Raw genomic sequence first — 14,211 nt, 5'->3', positions numbered from 1 at the left:
TGATAACTTTCATGCCTTCTGTCTTGCCAGTACTCAAATAAGCTCTCGATAGTTCTGAAAGCGCATTTGAGTACGGGCGGGATGAAATAGTTACCTTTTCTTACCCCAGATAAAACCGGGGCCATACATTGTATGGCCCCAGAGAATTCACACTAACTTAGCGACGCAGACCTAGACGCTTGATCAGCTCAAGGTAACGATCAGCATCTTTACCTTTTAGGTAGTCCAGCAGCTTACGACGCTGGTTTACCATGCGGATCAGACCACGGCGAGAGTGGTGGTCGTGTTTGTTCGCTTTGAAGTGACCTTGTAGACCTTCGATGTTAGCAGATAGTAGAGCTACCTGAACTTCTGGGGAACCAGTGTCGCCTTCAGCGCGAGCGAAATCTGCAACGATTGCCGCTTTTTTCTCAGCAGTTAATGCCATTTTCTTACTCCTAAAAAATATGCACACGATCTTAAGATCGCCGGATTGAAAAGAAACGATGCACCGAGCATATTTTCAGTACAACGCCACATCGGCCCTCTTACGAGAACCAAATAAAATCTTTATTGATCAGCTTCAGTGCAGATAAGACGCTTAGGTTTTAGCTGTTGCTCAACTACTTCGGCAACGCCCAAGAAACGCTCTGCATCGCTATCCAGTGATGTACCAAACAAGCGAATCAAGCTACCTTCAGCATAATCGGCATTAGGGACTGATTGGCCATGCATAATCAAACTGGTTTGCTGATCATCTAATCGAACTGCCGGTAGATCATCTACAGCAGCCCAGGCTGGCAATAATAGCTTATCCAGCTCGATTTGTATGCCTTTTTGCTCTTCTTCGGCACTGTTTTCGGGCACTAACTCACGTAGCTCATCCAAACTCATCATTCGGTCAGCCGTGAATGCACCCACATCCAGTCTATGGAGCATTTTGACATGCGCACCACAACCCAGAATATGGCCTAAATCTTCTACAATCGAACGGATATACGTTCCTTTCGAACAAAAGACTTCTAGATCAATTTCATCATCACGCAAAGCGGTTAATTTGATCTCATGGATCGTCACTTTACGCGGTTTAACTTCGACCTGAATACCCTTACGTGCAAGCTTATAAAGCGGCTGTCCTTGGTGCTTCAACGCCGAAAACATCGAAGGAACCTGCTCTATTTCACCACTGAACTCTGACTGCAAAATACCGTTGATCTTGTCTTCAGTCAGATCGGTAGGAACAGGTTTTTCTTCGACTACAGCGCCATCGGCATCACTAGAATCCGTTCGAATACCAAGCTTAGCTGTAGTGATATAACGTTTATCAGAATCGAGCAGATGCTGAGAGAACTTAGTCGCTTCACCTAAACAGATCGGTAACATACCTGTAGCAAGTGGATCCAAGGCACCTGTATGACCTGCTTTAGCAGCATCATAGATGCGTCGAACTTGCTGTAGAGCGGAATTAGAAGAGATACCGGACGGTTTATTCAACAAGAATACACCGTCGACCGCCCGGCCTCGGGATTTTCTACGACGACCCACGATTATTCCTCGTCAGCGTCTTTAGAAGCGCTCTGATTTTCCTGACGGATAGCCGCCTCAATCAGATGATGTAGATGTCTACCACGCTCGATCGTTTCATCGAAATGGAAACGAAGTTGCGGCATAGCACGTAGCTGAACATTACGGCATAGTTCTCCACGAAGGAAACCTGCAGCATTGTTCAGTACTTTAAGTGAATCAATAATTGCTTCTGCTTCATCTTTACCATTAAGCGGTAAAACAGTGATGTAGACATCAGCAAAACCTAGATCCTTACTGACTTTGACATGGCTAACAGTAACCATACCTAAGCGTGGATCTTTTACTTCAAACTGGATTAGCTGAGCCAGCTCACGTTGGAGCTGGTCAGCAATCCTAGATGTACGACTATAATCGCGTGCCATAAAGGTTATTTATTACCTTGTATTTGCAATATTACAGCGTGCGCTGAATTTCAACTGTGTCGTAAACCTCAATCTGGTCGCCGACTTTAACATCGTTGTAGTTCTTAACGCCGATACCACATTCCATACCCTGACGTACTTCGTTAACGTTATCTTTGAAGCGGCGTAGAGATTCTAGCTCGCCTTCGTAGATAACAACGTTGTCACGTAGGACACGGATTCGTTTATTACGGAAAACAGTACCTTCTGTAACCATACAGCCGGCAACCGAACCAATCTTAGGCGCTTTAAATACGTCACGTACTTCAGCAATACCCACGATCTCTTCACGGTACTCAGGGGACAGAAGACCGCCCATCGCCTGTTTAACATCATCGATGATGTCGTAGATTACGCTGTAGTAACGTAGTTCAATACCTTCGCGTTCTAGTACCTGACGCGCTTGAGCGTCAGCACGAACGTTAAAGCCGACCATCAACGCATCTGCAGTTACCGCAAGGTTAGCATCAGTTTCTGCGATACCACCTACGCCACCAGATACGATGTTCACCTTAACTTCATCAGTAGATAGATCTTCCAATGCATGAGTTAGGGCTTCCAAAGAACCACGTACGTCTGTCTTCAATACAATGTTGAACTGCTTAACATCACCTGCTTGCATGTTAGCAAATAGGTTTTCAAGCTTAGATTTCTGCTGACGAGCAAGCTTAACATCACGGTATTTACCCTGACGGAATAGAGCAACTTCACGCGCTTTCTTCTCGTTAGATACCATTGTGAATTCGTCACCCGCGTTAGGCGTACCATCCAGACCTTGGATTTCTACAGGGATCGCAGGACCAGCGGAATCGATCGGTTTACCGTTCTCATCCAGCATTGCACGTACACGGCCGTAGTGAAGACCCGCAAGCACGATATCGCCTTTACGTAACGTACCGTTCTGTACAAGTACAGTAGCAACTGGACCACGACCTTTATCTAGGCGAGATTCAACAACCACACCCTGTGCTGGTGCGTTAGGCACAGCTTCAAGCTCTAGGATTTCAGATTGCAGTAGTACCGCATCTAGCAAATCATCGATGCCTTGACCTGTTTTCGCAGAAACGTTTACGAACTGGTTTTCACCACCCCATTCTTCAGGGATAACGTCCAGTGCTGCCAATTCGTTTTTAACACGATCTGGATCAGCTTGTTCTTTATCGATCTTGTTCACAGCAACAACAAGAGGCACACCAGCCGCTTTCGCGTGCTGAACAGCTTCTTCAGTCTGAGGCATTACGCCATCGTCTGCTGCAACTACTAGGATTACGATATCTGTTACAGAGGCACCGCGTGCACGCATTGCGGTAAACGCTGCGTGTCCCGGAGTATCTAGGAATGTAACCATGCCGTTATCAGTATCTACGTGGTAGGCACCGATATGCTGGGTAATACCACCAGACTCGCCAGAAGCTACACGCGAAGAACGAATGTAATCAAGTAGAGACGTTTTACCGTGGTCTACGTGACCCATTACAGTTACAACCGGTGCACGGCCTTCTGAATCACCCTGTTGCGCCTGAATGCTCTCCATCAACGCTTCTTCTACAGCGTTTTCCTGCATTGGCTTAGGTGTGTGACCCATCTCTTCTACAACAAGCGTTGCTGTATCCTGATCGATAACTTGGTTGATAGTCGCCATAGCGCCCATACCAAACATTACCTTGATCACTTCAGCAGCCTTAACGTTCATCTTCTTCGCAAGATCTGCAACCGTAATGCTCTCAGGAATAGATACTTCGATCACCTGTTGAGTAGTTGGCTCTTTAAAGCCGTGCTCATTTGGCTTGTTCGAAAGCGGCTTGCCGTTCTTACCACGGTTACGGCTGATCTTGCCGCCACGACGATCCTGCTGACCACGCGTGTCATTGCCTTTTTTCTTGCCTTTGCCACGACGATCGTTGCCAGAATCGTTTTTCTTGGCCTGTTCTTGAGCCTTGAAGCGCTGTTCTGTTTCAGCTTTACGGCGCTTAGCCTCTTCTTCTTTCTTCTGCTTAGCTTTTTCAGCAGCTTCAGCTTCTTGTTTCTTCTGTTCTGCTTCTTTAGCTTCTTGCTCACGCTTCTGCTGTTCTTCAGCTTCACGCTCTTTAGCTGCTTTTTCTTCTGCTTCGCGCGCTGCTTGAGCTTCCGCTTCCTGCTGCTTACGCTCTTCTTCTAAGCGTAACTCTTCAGCATTCTGTGCTTCTGCCTTCTGATCAGCTTCGCCTTCAGCACCTTCCACTTCTGAACGTTTCACATAAGTACGTTTCTTGCGTACCTCAACGTTTACAGTCTTTTTCTTACCTGAAGCACCGGATACTTTTAGAGTCGATGTAGTTTTACGCTTAAGTGTAATTTTCTTAGGCTCAGCATCATCCGCATCTTCACCATGACTACGCTTAAGGTGATTTAGCAATGATTGACGCTCAGTTTCAGAAACTTCCGCGGTTTCGTTTTTACCTGAAATGCCAGCTTCCTGCATTTGTTCTAACAAACGCTCAACGGAAACACCAACCATTTCGGCAAGCTGCTTAACTGTTACTTCTGCCATGTTAGGAGGCTCCTATTCCGTTAATCTTTACTCTTCAGCAAACCATGGTGCACGAGCAGTCATGATTAACGCTGCAGCTCGCTCTTCATCTAGGCCTTCAATATCTAGCAAATCATCAATAGACTGTTCCGCTAGATCTTCCATAGTAATTACACCTTGCGCGGCCAGTAGGTAAGCTAGGTGCTTGTCCATACCGTCCATCTCCAACAGGTCTGCTGCTGGTTCTGCACTGTCTAGTTTTTCCTCACTTGCGATAGCAAGGTTTAGAAGTGCATCTTTCGCACGCTTACGTAGTTCCTCTACGATAGCTTCGTCGAAACCATCGATCTCTAACATTTCATCAACAGGAACGTAAGCAACTTCCTCTAGTGTGGTGAAACCTTCTTCTACCAACACTTCAGCAACATCTTCATCAACGTCTAGGTGGTTGATGAATGTATCGATAACGGAACCAACTTCAGACTGATGCTTCTCTTGAGCATCTTCTTCAGTCATTACGTTTAGTTCCCAGCCAGTAAGCTCGGAAGCCAGACGTACGTTCTGGCCACTACGGCCAATCGCCATCGCTAAGTTTTCTTCAGCAACTGCCACATCCATCGAATGTGTTTCTTCGTCCATTACGATAGATGCGACATCTGCAGGCGCCATTGCGTTGATAACCAACTGTGCCGGGTTGTCGTCCCAAAGCACGATATCAACACGTTCACCGCCTAATTCGTTAGATACAGCCTGCACACGTGAACCACGCATACCAACACATGCACCAACTGGATCGATACGGCCATCATTCGTCTTAACCGCGATCTTTGCACGTGAACCTGGATCACGAGACGCCGCACGAATTTCAATCACTTCTTCAGAGATCTCTGGCACTTCGATACGGAACAGCTCAATCAACATTTCGTTGCAAGAACGGCTCAAGATCAACTGAGGACCACGGCCTTCAGAGCGAACTTCAAGAAGAACCGCACGTACACGATCGCCCATGCGGAATGCTTCACGCTGGATTAGCTGATCGCGAGGCAGCAATGCTTCAGCATTGTTACCTAGATCTACAATAATGTTATCGCGCGTTACTTTTTTAACACTGCCCGAGATCAATTCACCTTGACGATCACGGTACAATTCAACAACTTTCGCACGCTCTGCTTCGCGAACTTTCTGAACGATAACCTGTTTAGCTGTTTGTGCCGCAATACGACCAAACTTAACAGATTCAACCTGTTCTTCATGTACGCTACCTGGCTCTAGAGAAGCATCAATCTCTTCAGCTTCTTCCATCGTCAGTTCAGTACCTAGTGCAGGTACTTCTTCGTTGCTCACAACCAACCAGCGGCGGAAAGTTTCGTAATCGCCTGTAGCTCGATCAATAACTACGCGAATATCCGCTTCTTCGTCGTAACGCTTCTTAGTTGCCGTTGCTAGTGCAACTTCAATCGCTTCGAAAATTACTTCTTTCGGAACATCTTTCTCGTTAGAAACTGCTTCCGCAACCAACAGAATCTCTTTATTCATGCTTCTGCCTCGCCTAAGACCTCTAATCCACGTTTAGAACTGAGGGATAATGTTTGCACGATCGATGTACTCAATCGGCAGCATATATTCTTCATTGTCGACCACTACCAGAATGTCGTCGCCTTCAACACCATTCAGCACACCCTTAAATTTACGGCGGCCTTCAAACGCAATTCGTAAGCGAACCTGAATAACAGATCCTGCATAGGCTTCAAACTGCTCAAGTGTAAATAGAGGACGATCCATACCAGGAGAGGACACCTCAAGGGTGTAGTTACCTGCAATCGGATCTTCTACATCCATAATTCCGCTGACCTGATGGCTGACTTTAGCGCAATCATCTACGTTAATGCCGTTATCAGAATCGATATACACCCGTAGGGTGCTGTGTTTTCCCTGTGAGAGAAACTCAATACCCCAGAGCTCAAACCCCAGCGCTGTAACTGAAGGCTCAATCAACTCTTGTAATAGTTTCATTTTCGCTGACACGAATAACCCACCTGTTCTAACACTAAGATATCAAACACTTATAAAACAATAAGTTAGATTTAATATCGTAAATTTCAAAAATAAAAAATGGGTCTAATGACCCATTCCCGATATGCAACCCCTTAGATTAAAGGCTCTGCATTTTGCCTACGAAAAAGCCCCTTAAAAGGGGCCTTACGTAAAAATAAGGTTGGTAGCGGGGGCTGGATTTGAACCAACGACCTTCGGGTTATGAGCCCGACGAGCTACCAAGCTGCTCCACCCCGCATCAAAAACCTAAACGATCCAACATTTCTGAGGATCTGAAGTCTGGATAGCTAACAAAATTTAGCTTTTTGACTTCAAAGAATAAGAGACTTACTGAATAAACAATTCACTTATCCAAAAACTGGTGCAAATTGTATATGTACTGAGGCTCTTAATCAAGAAATATGGTGCCCAAGGCCGGACTTGAACCGGCACGGCCTGACGGCCACTACCCCCTCAAGATAGCGTGTCTACCAATTCCACCACTTGGGCAACAAACTTTTAGAAACTATTAGTTATTTTGAGGAATGTCAGAATCTACAGGCGCTTTTGGCTTAGATTCATCAAAAACAGGTAGCGCTGGCTCTTCAGCAACAGCAGACTCTGCTGCTTTGCTTTCGATAAGCTCAGCAGAAGGAATACCTGCATCACCAACAGAATCAGCTTTCTCTTTAGCGTATACAGCTAAAACAAAGCTTGTAACAAAAATGCCCGCAGCAACAATACCTGTTACGCGAGAAAGGAAGTTACCGCTACCGGTACTACCAAAAACAGTCTGCGAAGCACCTGCACCAAAAGAAGCGCCAGCTTCAGCACCCTTGCCTTGCTGCAGCAAAATTAAGCCAATTACAGCGGCTGCCAACAATACATGAATAATTAAAACTACTGTTTCCATCTCAGAACCGTTAGTTATGCACCTGCCGCTTGGCAGATGGCAATAAAGTCGTTTGCTTTAAGGGATGCTCCACCAACAAGCCCCCCATCAACATCTTCATTCGCGAACAATTCAGCTGCATTGGCAGCATTAACACTGCCACCATACAAGATACGCATTTTGCTAGCTAGCTCAGCATCACATTCAGCAATCATATTACGAATAGCCGCATGCACTTCTTGCGCCTGTTCTGGCGTTGCAGTTTTACCTGTGCCTATAGCCCATACAGGCTCATAAGCGATTACAGCATCTACAAATTGTTCGATCCCTGCAGCATCTACAACAGCTTTTATCTGTCGTTCAACAACCGCAAGTGTATTACCTTCTTCACGCTCTTCAAGCGTTTCACCAACACATAGGATTGGTTTCAAGCCAGCTGCAACTGTTGCTTTAAATTTATCAGCAACCAAGTCGTCTGACTCAGCATACAAACTACGACGCTCGGAGTGACCAAGAATAACGTATTCGCAGCTTAAATCTTGCAACATCTCTAAAGAGATCTCACCCGTAAAAGCACCGTTATTTTGCTCGCTTACATTCTGTGCACCCAGTGCAATAACAGAATCAGCAGTCAATGCTTGAACTTGAGATAGGTATATAGACGGCGGACAAACCAGCACATCAACAGCATTGGATTTAAGCTCAGCATTCAGGCCTTCCATCAACGCATTGATAGATGCTGAATTACCATTCATTTTCCAGTTACCGGCTACTAAGGCTGTACGCATTTATACCCCCATTTAAAGAGGCGCAAATATTAACTGGCTTACTCTGAACTTTCAAGCGCAAGCAGTGCTTTTTCAACCTCATCCGCCAACTGCTGACACAAGCTGTTAACTTCTTCTTCGTTTTCACCTTCGATCATAACGCGAACCACTGGTTCAGTGCCTGATGGACGAAGTAAAACACGGCCTCGATCACCTAATTGCGCTTCCGTTTTAGCAACGGCAACACTAATCTCTTCAACCTCTGCAATATTGTGCTTTTGCGCCATACGCACATTGATCATTTTCTGCGGTAATTTTGTCATACCGTGACGCAGAGTATTCAATGTCTCGCCGGTTTCAACGATTGCCTTAAGTACTTGCAATGCTGCAACCGTACCATCGCCTGTAGTGGTTAAATGGCGACACACGATATGGCCTGAGCTTTCACCACCAAGCAACCAATCATGCTTGTACAACTGTTCCATTACATAACGATCACCAACATTGGCACGAACAAATGGAATACCTTCACGCGCATAAGCTTGCTCTAGGCCAAAGTTAGTCATTAACGTCCCAACAACCCCACCATGGAACGATTCTTCACGGCGCATTTGCGCAGCAATCATGTATAGAAGCTCGTCGCCATCAACTTCCTCACCCAGGTGATCAACCATAATCACGCGATCACCGTCACCATCTAGAGCGATACCTAAATCTGCTTTTTCTGCCGTGACGACCGTTTGCAAACGCTGCGTAGCGGTAGCACCGCATTTTTCATTAATATTTAGACCATCTGGCGCTGATGCTATCTCAACAACCTCTGCACCCAATTCCGAAAATACAGCAGGCGCAACGTGGTAGGTTGCACCATTAGCACAGTCTAAAATTATCTTTAAGCCTTTCAGGCTGATACCACCAGCAGTAGCCTTACAAAACTCAATGTAACGACCTGCAGCATCATCGATACGACGCGCTTTACCTAGCTCTGCAGAATCTACCGTAGTCATTGCGATATCCATCTGCGCTTCAATCGCCTGCTCAATTTCATCAGGTAGCTTAGTACCTTCTGAAGAGAAGAATTTAATGCCGTTATCGTAGTAAGCATTGTGAGATGCACTAATGACGATACCTGCATCAGCACGGAAAGTGCGTGCCAAATAAGCAACAGCTGGGGTTGGCATCGGACCGGTGAGTAAGACATCCACACCAGCAGCAGACAAACCCGCTTCTAAGGCAGATTCAAACATGTAACCTGAGATGCGCGTGTCCTTGCCAATCAGTATTTTACTGTGACCTTCTCTTGAGAATACCTTACCTGCAGCCCAACCCAGCTTAAGAACAAAATCAGGGGTTACTGGAAATTGGCCAACCTTGCCACGAATACCATCAGTACCAAAATAACGCTTACTCATTTACTTATATTCCTTTTCATACCGTCTCAGCCATAACCGCACGAGTCATCTTCACTACATCGACCGTTTCCGCAACGTCATGTACACGAATTATTTCTGCACCTTGCATAACAGCAAGCACCACAGTGGCTAAGCTACCCGGTAGTCTTTGCTCAACTTCTCTATTGAGAACAGCCCCTATCATCGATTTTCTTGACGTCCCTATTAATAAAGGCAGGCCATGTTTCTTCAATCTATCTAAATTATTCATTAGACGTAGATTATGCTCTACGCTCTTACCAAACCCGAACCCTGGATCTAGTAGTAATCTATCTTTTGCAATCCCCGCCGCTTCGCACGCTTTCACTCGCTGCAGTAAGAAATGTTCAACGTCCTCTAAAACATCATCATACGAGGGAGCATTCTGCATTGTCGCCGGACTCCCCTGCATATGCATCAAACAAATAGGCAGATCTGTTTTAGCTGCAGCTTCTAAGGCACCTTCACGGCCTAAAGCCCTTACATCATTGATCAAACCCGCACCTAGTTTAACTGACTCAGTTATAACTTCAGGAGTACTGGTATCAACGGAGATAACTACATCTAGTTCTGATGCAATTTTCTCTACGACTGGAAGCACTCGACCTAGCTCTTCTTCTAGAGTCACTGCAGCAGCGCCTGGTCGGGTAGATTCACCACCCACATCCAAGATAGTCGCACCGTCGGTCATCATCCCTTCAGCTTGTCGAATGACATTATCCAATCTTACTTGCTGATTGGAATACAACGTTCCGCCATCTGAGAACGAGTCGGGCGTAACATTTAAAATCCCCATAACATGGGTATCAGCTAAGTTTAGAGTTCGATTACCACAGACCAACTGGCGCATAGATCCTATTCTTTATTACGTTATACAATGAAAAAAGGCTGACTTTCTACAAAGCCAGCCTTTTCATATTCACCTTGTGTTTAGTGAATATTATTATCTGGTGAGTGTGGAATGTCCTGATCTGAATCATCATCTGATCGATCATCAGCCTTCGATTCAGCATCAGTATCAGCATTTACGCTTTCGCTGGCACCATGATCTGAACCACTTTTGCCTTCTTCCACCCAACCTTCTGGAGCAGATACTTCTTCACGGTTCATTAGCTGATCAATCTGCTTACTATCGATCGTTTCATACTTCATCAGGGCCTGACACATAGTCTCTAGAATATCGCGATTATCTTCCAGAATTTGCTCTGCCTTCTGGTAACACTCATCGATAATCTTGCGCGTTTCAGTGTCAATACGACGCTGCGTCTCTTCTGCTAGCGGTTTAGCACCTTGGCCATAGCCACGGTTAAATGGATCTGACTCTTCCTCGTCGTATAGTAATGGCCCAAGCTCTTCACTCAAACCCCATTTCGCTACCATGCTACGAGCAAATGAAGTCGCACGCTGAATATCGTTAGATGCACCTGTGGTTACACCTTCTTTACCCAGTGTCATCTCTTCCGCAATTCGGCCACCGTAAAGTGAACAAATGTTAGACAAGATAGATTGACGGCTATGGCTATAACGATCTTCTTCAGGCAAGAACATAGTCACACCTAAGGCACGACCGCGCGGAATAATAGAAACTTTATACACAGGATCATGCTCTGGCATTAAACGACCAACAATCGCGTGACCAGCTTCATGGTATGCTGTATTCAAGCGCTCTTTGTCAGACATCACCATAGATTTACGCTCAGCACCCATCATAATTTTGTCTTTCGCTTGCTCAAACTGAATCATACTCACGGTGCGCTTATTGGCACGTGCCGCAAAGAGTGCTGCTTCGTTTACAAGGTTCGCTAGATCTGCACCAGAGAAACCCGGCGTACCGCGTGCGATTAGATCAGGCTTAACATCTTCACCCAATGGAACTTTACGCATGTGAACCTTAAGAATCTTCTCACGACCAAGAATATCTGGCAGACCTACATGTACCTGACGGTCAAAACGACCTGGACGCAGAAGCGCAGGATCAAGTACGTCTGGACGGTTAGTCGCAGCAATTACGATAATGCCTTCACTACCTTCAAAGCCATCCATCTCTACCAACAGTTGGTTCAATGTCTGTTCACGCTCATCATTACCACCACCCATACCAACACCACGGTGACGGCCTACAGCATCGATCTCATCGATAAAGATGATACATGGCGCATTTTTCTTCGCTTGATCGAACATATCACGAACACGGGACGCACCCACACCCACGAACATTTCTACGAAGTCAGAACCTGAAATACTAAAGAAAGGTACTTTTGCTTCACCAGCAATCGCTTTCGCCAGCAATGTTTTACCGGTACCTGGGCTACCCGCCATCAGAACGCCTCGCGGGATGTGACCGCCTAGGCGCTGGAATTTGCCCGGATCACGAAGAAAATCTACAAGTTCACGAACATCTTCCTTCGCCTCTTCAACGCCAGCAACATCATCGAAAGTCGTTTTAATCTGATCTTCGCTCATCATGCGCGCTTTGGACTTACCAAACGACATTGGACCGCCTTTACCACCACCGCCTTGCATCTGACGCATAAAGAACATGAACACAGCGATAATTACAAGGATAGGGAAAGAAGCGACTAGCAACTGAGTCCAAATACTCTGCTGCTCTGGTTGCTTACCTTCAATCACAACATTGTGATTAATTAGATCATCAACCAGTTTAGGGTCCTGAAGCGCTGGGCGTACGGTTTCAAACATATCACCGTTAGAGCGCTGGCCCTGAATAATATAGCCATCAATAATGACTTTAGTCACACGATCATCCTGAACTTCTTTGACAAAATCAGAGTAACTTAGTCGGTTAGACTCGGCCTTTTCATTAAAATTATTAAAAACAGTCAGCAATACCGCTGCGATCACCAGCCATAGAACTAGATTTTTCGCCATATCATTCAATGGAATACCCTCAATTTGCTGATTTTGTTAGGCGTTATAGAAAACGCTAAACACTATACTATGCAGCCACGATTGACTACTAAAACACTAATTAACCTTTAAAACCTTTACCTAAAAGGTAGACTTCACGGGAACGAGCTCGAGAAGAATCAGGCTTACGCGTAACCACTTTGTCAAAACTTGTACGCATATCTTTTAAATATTGATCAAAACCCTCACCTTGGAATACTTTAGCGACAAACGTACCACCAGGCTTCAACACCTCGCGCGCCATATCCAAAGCAAGCTCAACCAAATACATTGCTGCCGGCTGATCAACAGCAGACATACCACTCATATTGGGGGCCATATCTGAAATTACAAGGTCTGCTGGCTCATCTCCTAATGCATTTAGGATTTTATGCAGCACTTCTTCCTCAGTAAAGTCACCTTGAACGAACTCCACACCCGCCATACTGTCCATCGGCAGAATATCTGATGCCACCACTCGACCATGATCACCAACGCGCTCCGCAGCCACTTGAGACCAACCGCCAGGGGCCGCACCTAAATCCACAACCGTCATTCCCTGCTTAAGCAGCTTATCTTTTTCATCTAATTCAATCAGCTTAAAACTAGCACGCGATCTATAACCGAGCTCTTTGGATTTTTTCACCCAATGATCATCAAAGTGTTCTTTTAACCAACGTTCACTACTTGATGCTTTCGCCACTTCGTTTCACTCTCTTGATTGAATGAGCCATGCGCTACTCAGAACCGCATAACTCAGGTAAAATATAATTAATTAAATATGCTGGACTAGGGTATTAGATAATATTCGCAATAAACGCCCAGCTAAACTTTGAGGCACCGTATTTTAATATGAGCTTGAGCACTGAGCAAAAGAAGCATTACCGCACTATAGGCCACAAACTTAATCCTCTAGTAACTGTAGCAGGAAAAGGCCTAACTGAAGCTATTCAACTTGAAGTCGATCGCGCTTTAGAAGATCACGAACTGATCAAGGTAAAGTTTGCTGTTGGTGATCGCGACGTTAAAAAACAACTGATTCGCGAACTATGCGAAATCGTTGAAGCTGAGATCGTGCAAGAGATTGGTCACATTGCGCTAATTTACCGTAGAGCGCTTGAGCCAAACCCAAAACTATCTAACTTGTTACGTTAATATCTACTGAGCAAGCTATTAAAACAGCATAAATACAAAAAAGGGTGCCTAGGCACCCTTTTTTAGTCTGCTCAGATATGAGCAACCTCATCAATCTCATATTCAGTAGCGCCACCCGGCGTCTGAATATTTACGATATCACCTTCCTCTTTGCCGACTAGGCCACGAGCAATCGGCGAGTTAACTGAGATTTTGTTCGCTTTGATATCAGCTTCATCATCACCTACGATCTGATAAGTTTTAGACTCATCTGTATCTAAGTTAATGATGGTTACTGTAGTACCGAAGATAACCTTACCAGAGTGTGGAATAGCTGTTACATCAATTACTTGACAGTTAGACAGCTTAGCTTCCAGTTCCTGAATACGACCCTCGATGAAACCCTGCTGCTCGCGAGCAGCATGGTATTCAGCGTTTTCCTTCAAGTCACCGTGTTCACGCGCTTCTGCAATATCAGCAATTACCCGTGGACGATCTACAGTTTTCAGTTGATCAAGCTCTTCTCGAAGCGCTTTCTCACCTGCTGCAGTCATAGGTACACGATTCACAA

At 45.5% G+C, this 14,211-nt stretch carries 14 protein-coding genes and 2 tRNA genes; 1 reads left to right on the top strand and 15 read right to left on the bottom strand.

From position 1 onward, the window contains the following. Positions 1-157: 157 nt before the first annotated feature. The 14 genes from rpsO to rlmE all read right to left on the bottom strand — a co-directional run bounded on the left by rpsO (position 158) and on the right by rlmE (position 13,209). Positions 158-427, bottom strand: a complete 270-nt coding sequence (gene rpsO / locus ACMXYW_RS01890) for a 30S ribosomal protein S15 (protein ID WP_415883313.1) — start codon at positions 425-427, stop codon at positions 158-160. Between the two features lie 122 nt (positions 428-549). Next, entirely contained in the window at positions 550-1,524 is a 975-nt protein-coding gene (gene truB / locus ACMXYW_RS01885) for a tRNA pseudouridine(55) synthase TruB (protein WP_415905011.1), read from the bottom strand. A gap of 2 nt (positions 1,525-1,526) precedes the next feature. Further along, the gene (gene rbfA, locus ACMXYW_RS01880) at positions 1,527-1,928 is read right to left on the bottom strand and encodes a 30S ribosome-binding factor RbfA (protein ID WP_415905010.1); all 402 of its coding nucleotides are present in this window, start codon (positions 1,926-1,928) and stop codon (positions 1,527-1,529) included. Positions 1,929-1,959: 31 nt separating this feature from the next. After that, positions 1,960-4,497, bottom strand: a complete 2,538-nt coding sequence (gene infB, locus ACMXYW_RS01875) for a translation initiation factor IF-2 (protein WP_415905009.1) — start codon at positions 4,495-4,497, stop codon at positions 1,960-1,962. 27 nt (positions 4,498-4,524) lie between these two features. Then, on the bottom strand, positions 4,525-6,012 hold the full coding sequence (nusA, locus tag ACMXYW_RS01870; RefSeq protein WP_415886777.1) for a transcription termination factor NusA: 1,488 nt from the start codon (positions 6,010-6,012) through the stop codon (positions 4,525-4,527). A gap of 33 nt (positions 6,013-6,045) precedes the next feature. Further along, a complete protein-coding gene (gene rimP / locus ACMXYW_RS01865; RefSeq protein ID WP_415883308.1) occupies positions 6,046-6,501 on the bottom strand; it encodes a ribosome maturation factor RimP in 456 nt (151 codons plus the stop codon). A 191-nt stretch (positions 6,502-6,692) separates the two neighbouring features. Continuing rightward, a tRNA-Met gene (locus ACMXYW_RS01860) sits at positions 6,693-6,769 on the bottom strand. A 164-nt stretch (positions 6,770-6,933) separates the two neighbouring features. Beyond that, positions 6,934-7,020 (bottom strand) — tRNA-Leu (locus ACMXYW_RS01855). Positions 7,021-7,039: 19 nt separating this feature from the next. Then, positions 7,040-7,423, bottom strand: a complete 384-nt coding sequence (secG, locus tag ACMXYW_RS01850) for a preprotein translocase subunit SecG (protein ID WP_415883307.1) — start codon at positions 7,421-7,423, stop codon at positions 7,040-7,042. 14 nt (positions 7,424-7,437) lie between these two features. Further along, positions 7,438-8,190 carry a triose-phosphate isomerase gene (tpiA, locus tag ACMXYW_RS01845; protein WP_415905008.1) on the bottom strand — a complete coding sequence of 251 codons (753 nt, stop codon included), beginning with the start codon at positions 8,188-8,190 and terminating at the stop codon, positions 7,438-7,440. A gap of 38 nt (positions 8,191-8,228) precedes the next feature. Further along, entirely contained in the window at positions 8,229-9,581 is a 1,353-nt protein-coding gene (gene glmM, locus ACMXYW_RS01840; RefSeq protein WP_415899954.1) for a phosphoglucosamine mutase, read from the bottom strand. Between the two features lie 16 nt (positions 9,582-9,597). Continuing rightward, complete coding sequence (folP, locus tag ACMXYW_RS01835) at positions 9,598-10,449, bottom strand: dihydropteroate synthase (protein ID WP_415905007.1); 852 nt, start codon at positions 10,447-10,449, stop codon at positions 9,598-9,600. An 80-nt stretch (positions 10,450-10,529) separates the two neighbouring features. Beyond that, positions 10,530-12,488, bottom strand: coding sequence for an ATP-dependent zinc metalloprotease FtsH (gene ftsH / locus ACMXYW_RS01830; protein WP_415905006.1), 1,959 nt, complete (start codon positions 12,486-12,488; stop codon positions 10,530-10,532). 100 nt (positions 12,489-12,588) lie between these two features. Further along, positions 12,589-13,209 (bottom strand): 23S rRNA (uridine(2552)-2'-O)-methyltransferase RlmE, encoded by a 621-nt coding sequence (gene rlmE / locus ACMXYW_RS01825; RefSeq protein ID WP_415883302.1) that lies wholly within the window; start codon positions 13,207-13,209, stop codon positions 12,589-12,591. A 149-nt stretch (positions 13,210-13,358) separates the two neighbouring features. Between rlmE and ACMXYW_RS01820 the strand changes: the two genes are divergently transcribed. After that, complete coding sequence (locus ACMXYW_RS01820; RefSeq protein ID WP_415883301.1) at positions 13,359-13,661, top strand: YhbY family RNA-binding protein; 303 nt, start codon at positions 13,359-13,361, stop codon at positions 13,659-13,661. A gap of 71 nt (positions 13,662-13,732) precedes the next feature. Here ACMXYW_RS01820 and greA read toward each other — a convergent pair whose 3' ends face one another. Continuing rightward, positions 13,733-14,209, bottom strand: a complete 477-nt coding sequence (gene greA / locus ACMXYW_RS01815; RefSeq protein ID WP_415883300.1) for a transcription elongation factor GreA — start codon at positions 14,207-14,209, stop codon at positions 13,733-13,735. Positions 14,210-14,211 lie beyond the last annotated feature (2 nt).

The organism is Neptuniibacter sp. QD48_55 (genome assembly GCF_047778115.1).
Classification (GTDB): Bacteria; Pseudomonadota; Gammaproteobacteria; order Pseudomonadales; family Balneatricaceae; genus Neptuniibacter.
This window is presented reverse-complemented; position numbering and strand designations above follow the sequence as displayed.

What these genes read in the sequence shown, in the direction of transcription:
- rpsO (WP_415883313.1), bottom strand. Translation starts at nt 427, where the DNA reads ATGGCATTAACTGCTGAGAAAAAAGCGGCAATCGTTGCAGATTTCGCT.
- rbfA (WP_415905010.1), bottom strand. Translation starts at nt 1,928, where the DNA reads ATGGCACGCGATTATAGTCGTACATCTAGGATTGCTGACCAGCTCCAA.
- infB (WP_415905009.1), bottom strand. Translation starts at nt 4,497, where the DNA reads ATGGCAGAAGTAACAGTTAAGCAGCTTGCCGAAATGGTTGGTGTTTCC.
- nusA (WP_415886777.1), bottom strand. Translation starts at nt 6,012, where the DNA reads ATGAATAAAGAGATTCTGTTGGTTGCGGAAGCAGTTTCTAACGAGAAA.
- secG (WP_415883307.1), bottom strand. Translation starts at nt 7,423, where the DNA reads ATGGAAACAGTAGTTTTAATTATTCATGTATTGTTGGCAGCCGCTGTA.
- tpiA (WP_415905008.1), bottom strand. Translation starts at nt 8,190, where the DNA reads ATGCGTACAGCCTTAGTAGCCGGTAACTGGAAAATGAATGGTAATTCA.
- glmM (WP_415899954.1), bottom strand. Translation starts at nt 9,581, where the DNA reads ATGAGTAAGCGTTATTTTGGTACTGATGGTATTCGTGGCAAGGTTGGC.
- folP (WP_415905007.1), bottom strand. Translation starts at nt 10,449, where the DNA reads ATGCGCCAGTTGGTCTGTGGTAATCGAACTCTAAACTTAGCTGATACC.
- ftsH (WP_415905006.1), bottom strand. Translation starts at nt 12,488, where the DNA reads ATGGCGAAAAATCTAGTTCTATGGCTGGTGATCGCAGCGGTATTGCTG.
- ACMXYW_RS01820 (WP_415883301.1), top strand. Translation starts at nt 13,359, where the DNA reads ATGAGCTTGAGCACTGAGCAAAAGAAGCATTACCGCACTATAGGCCAC.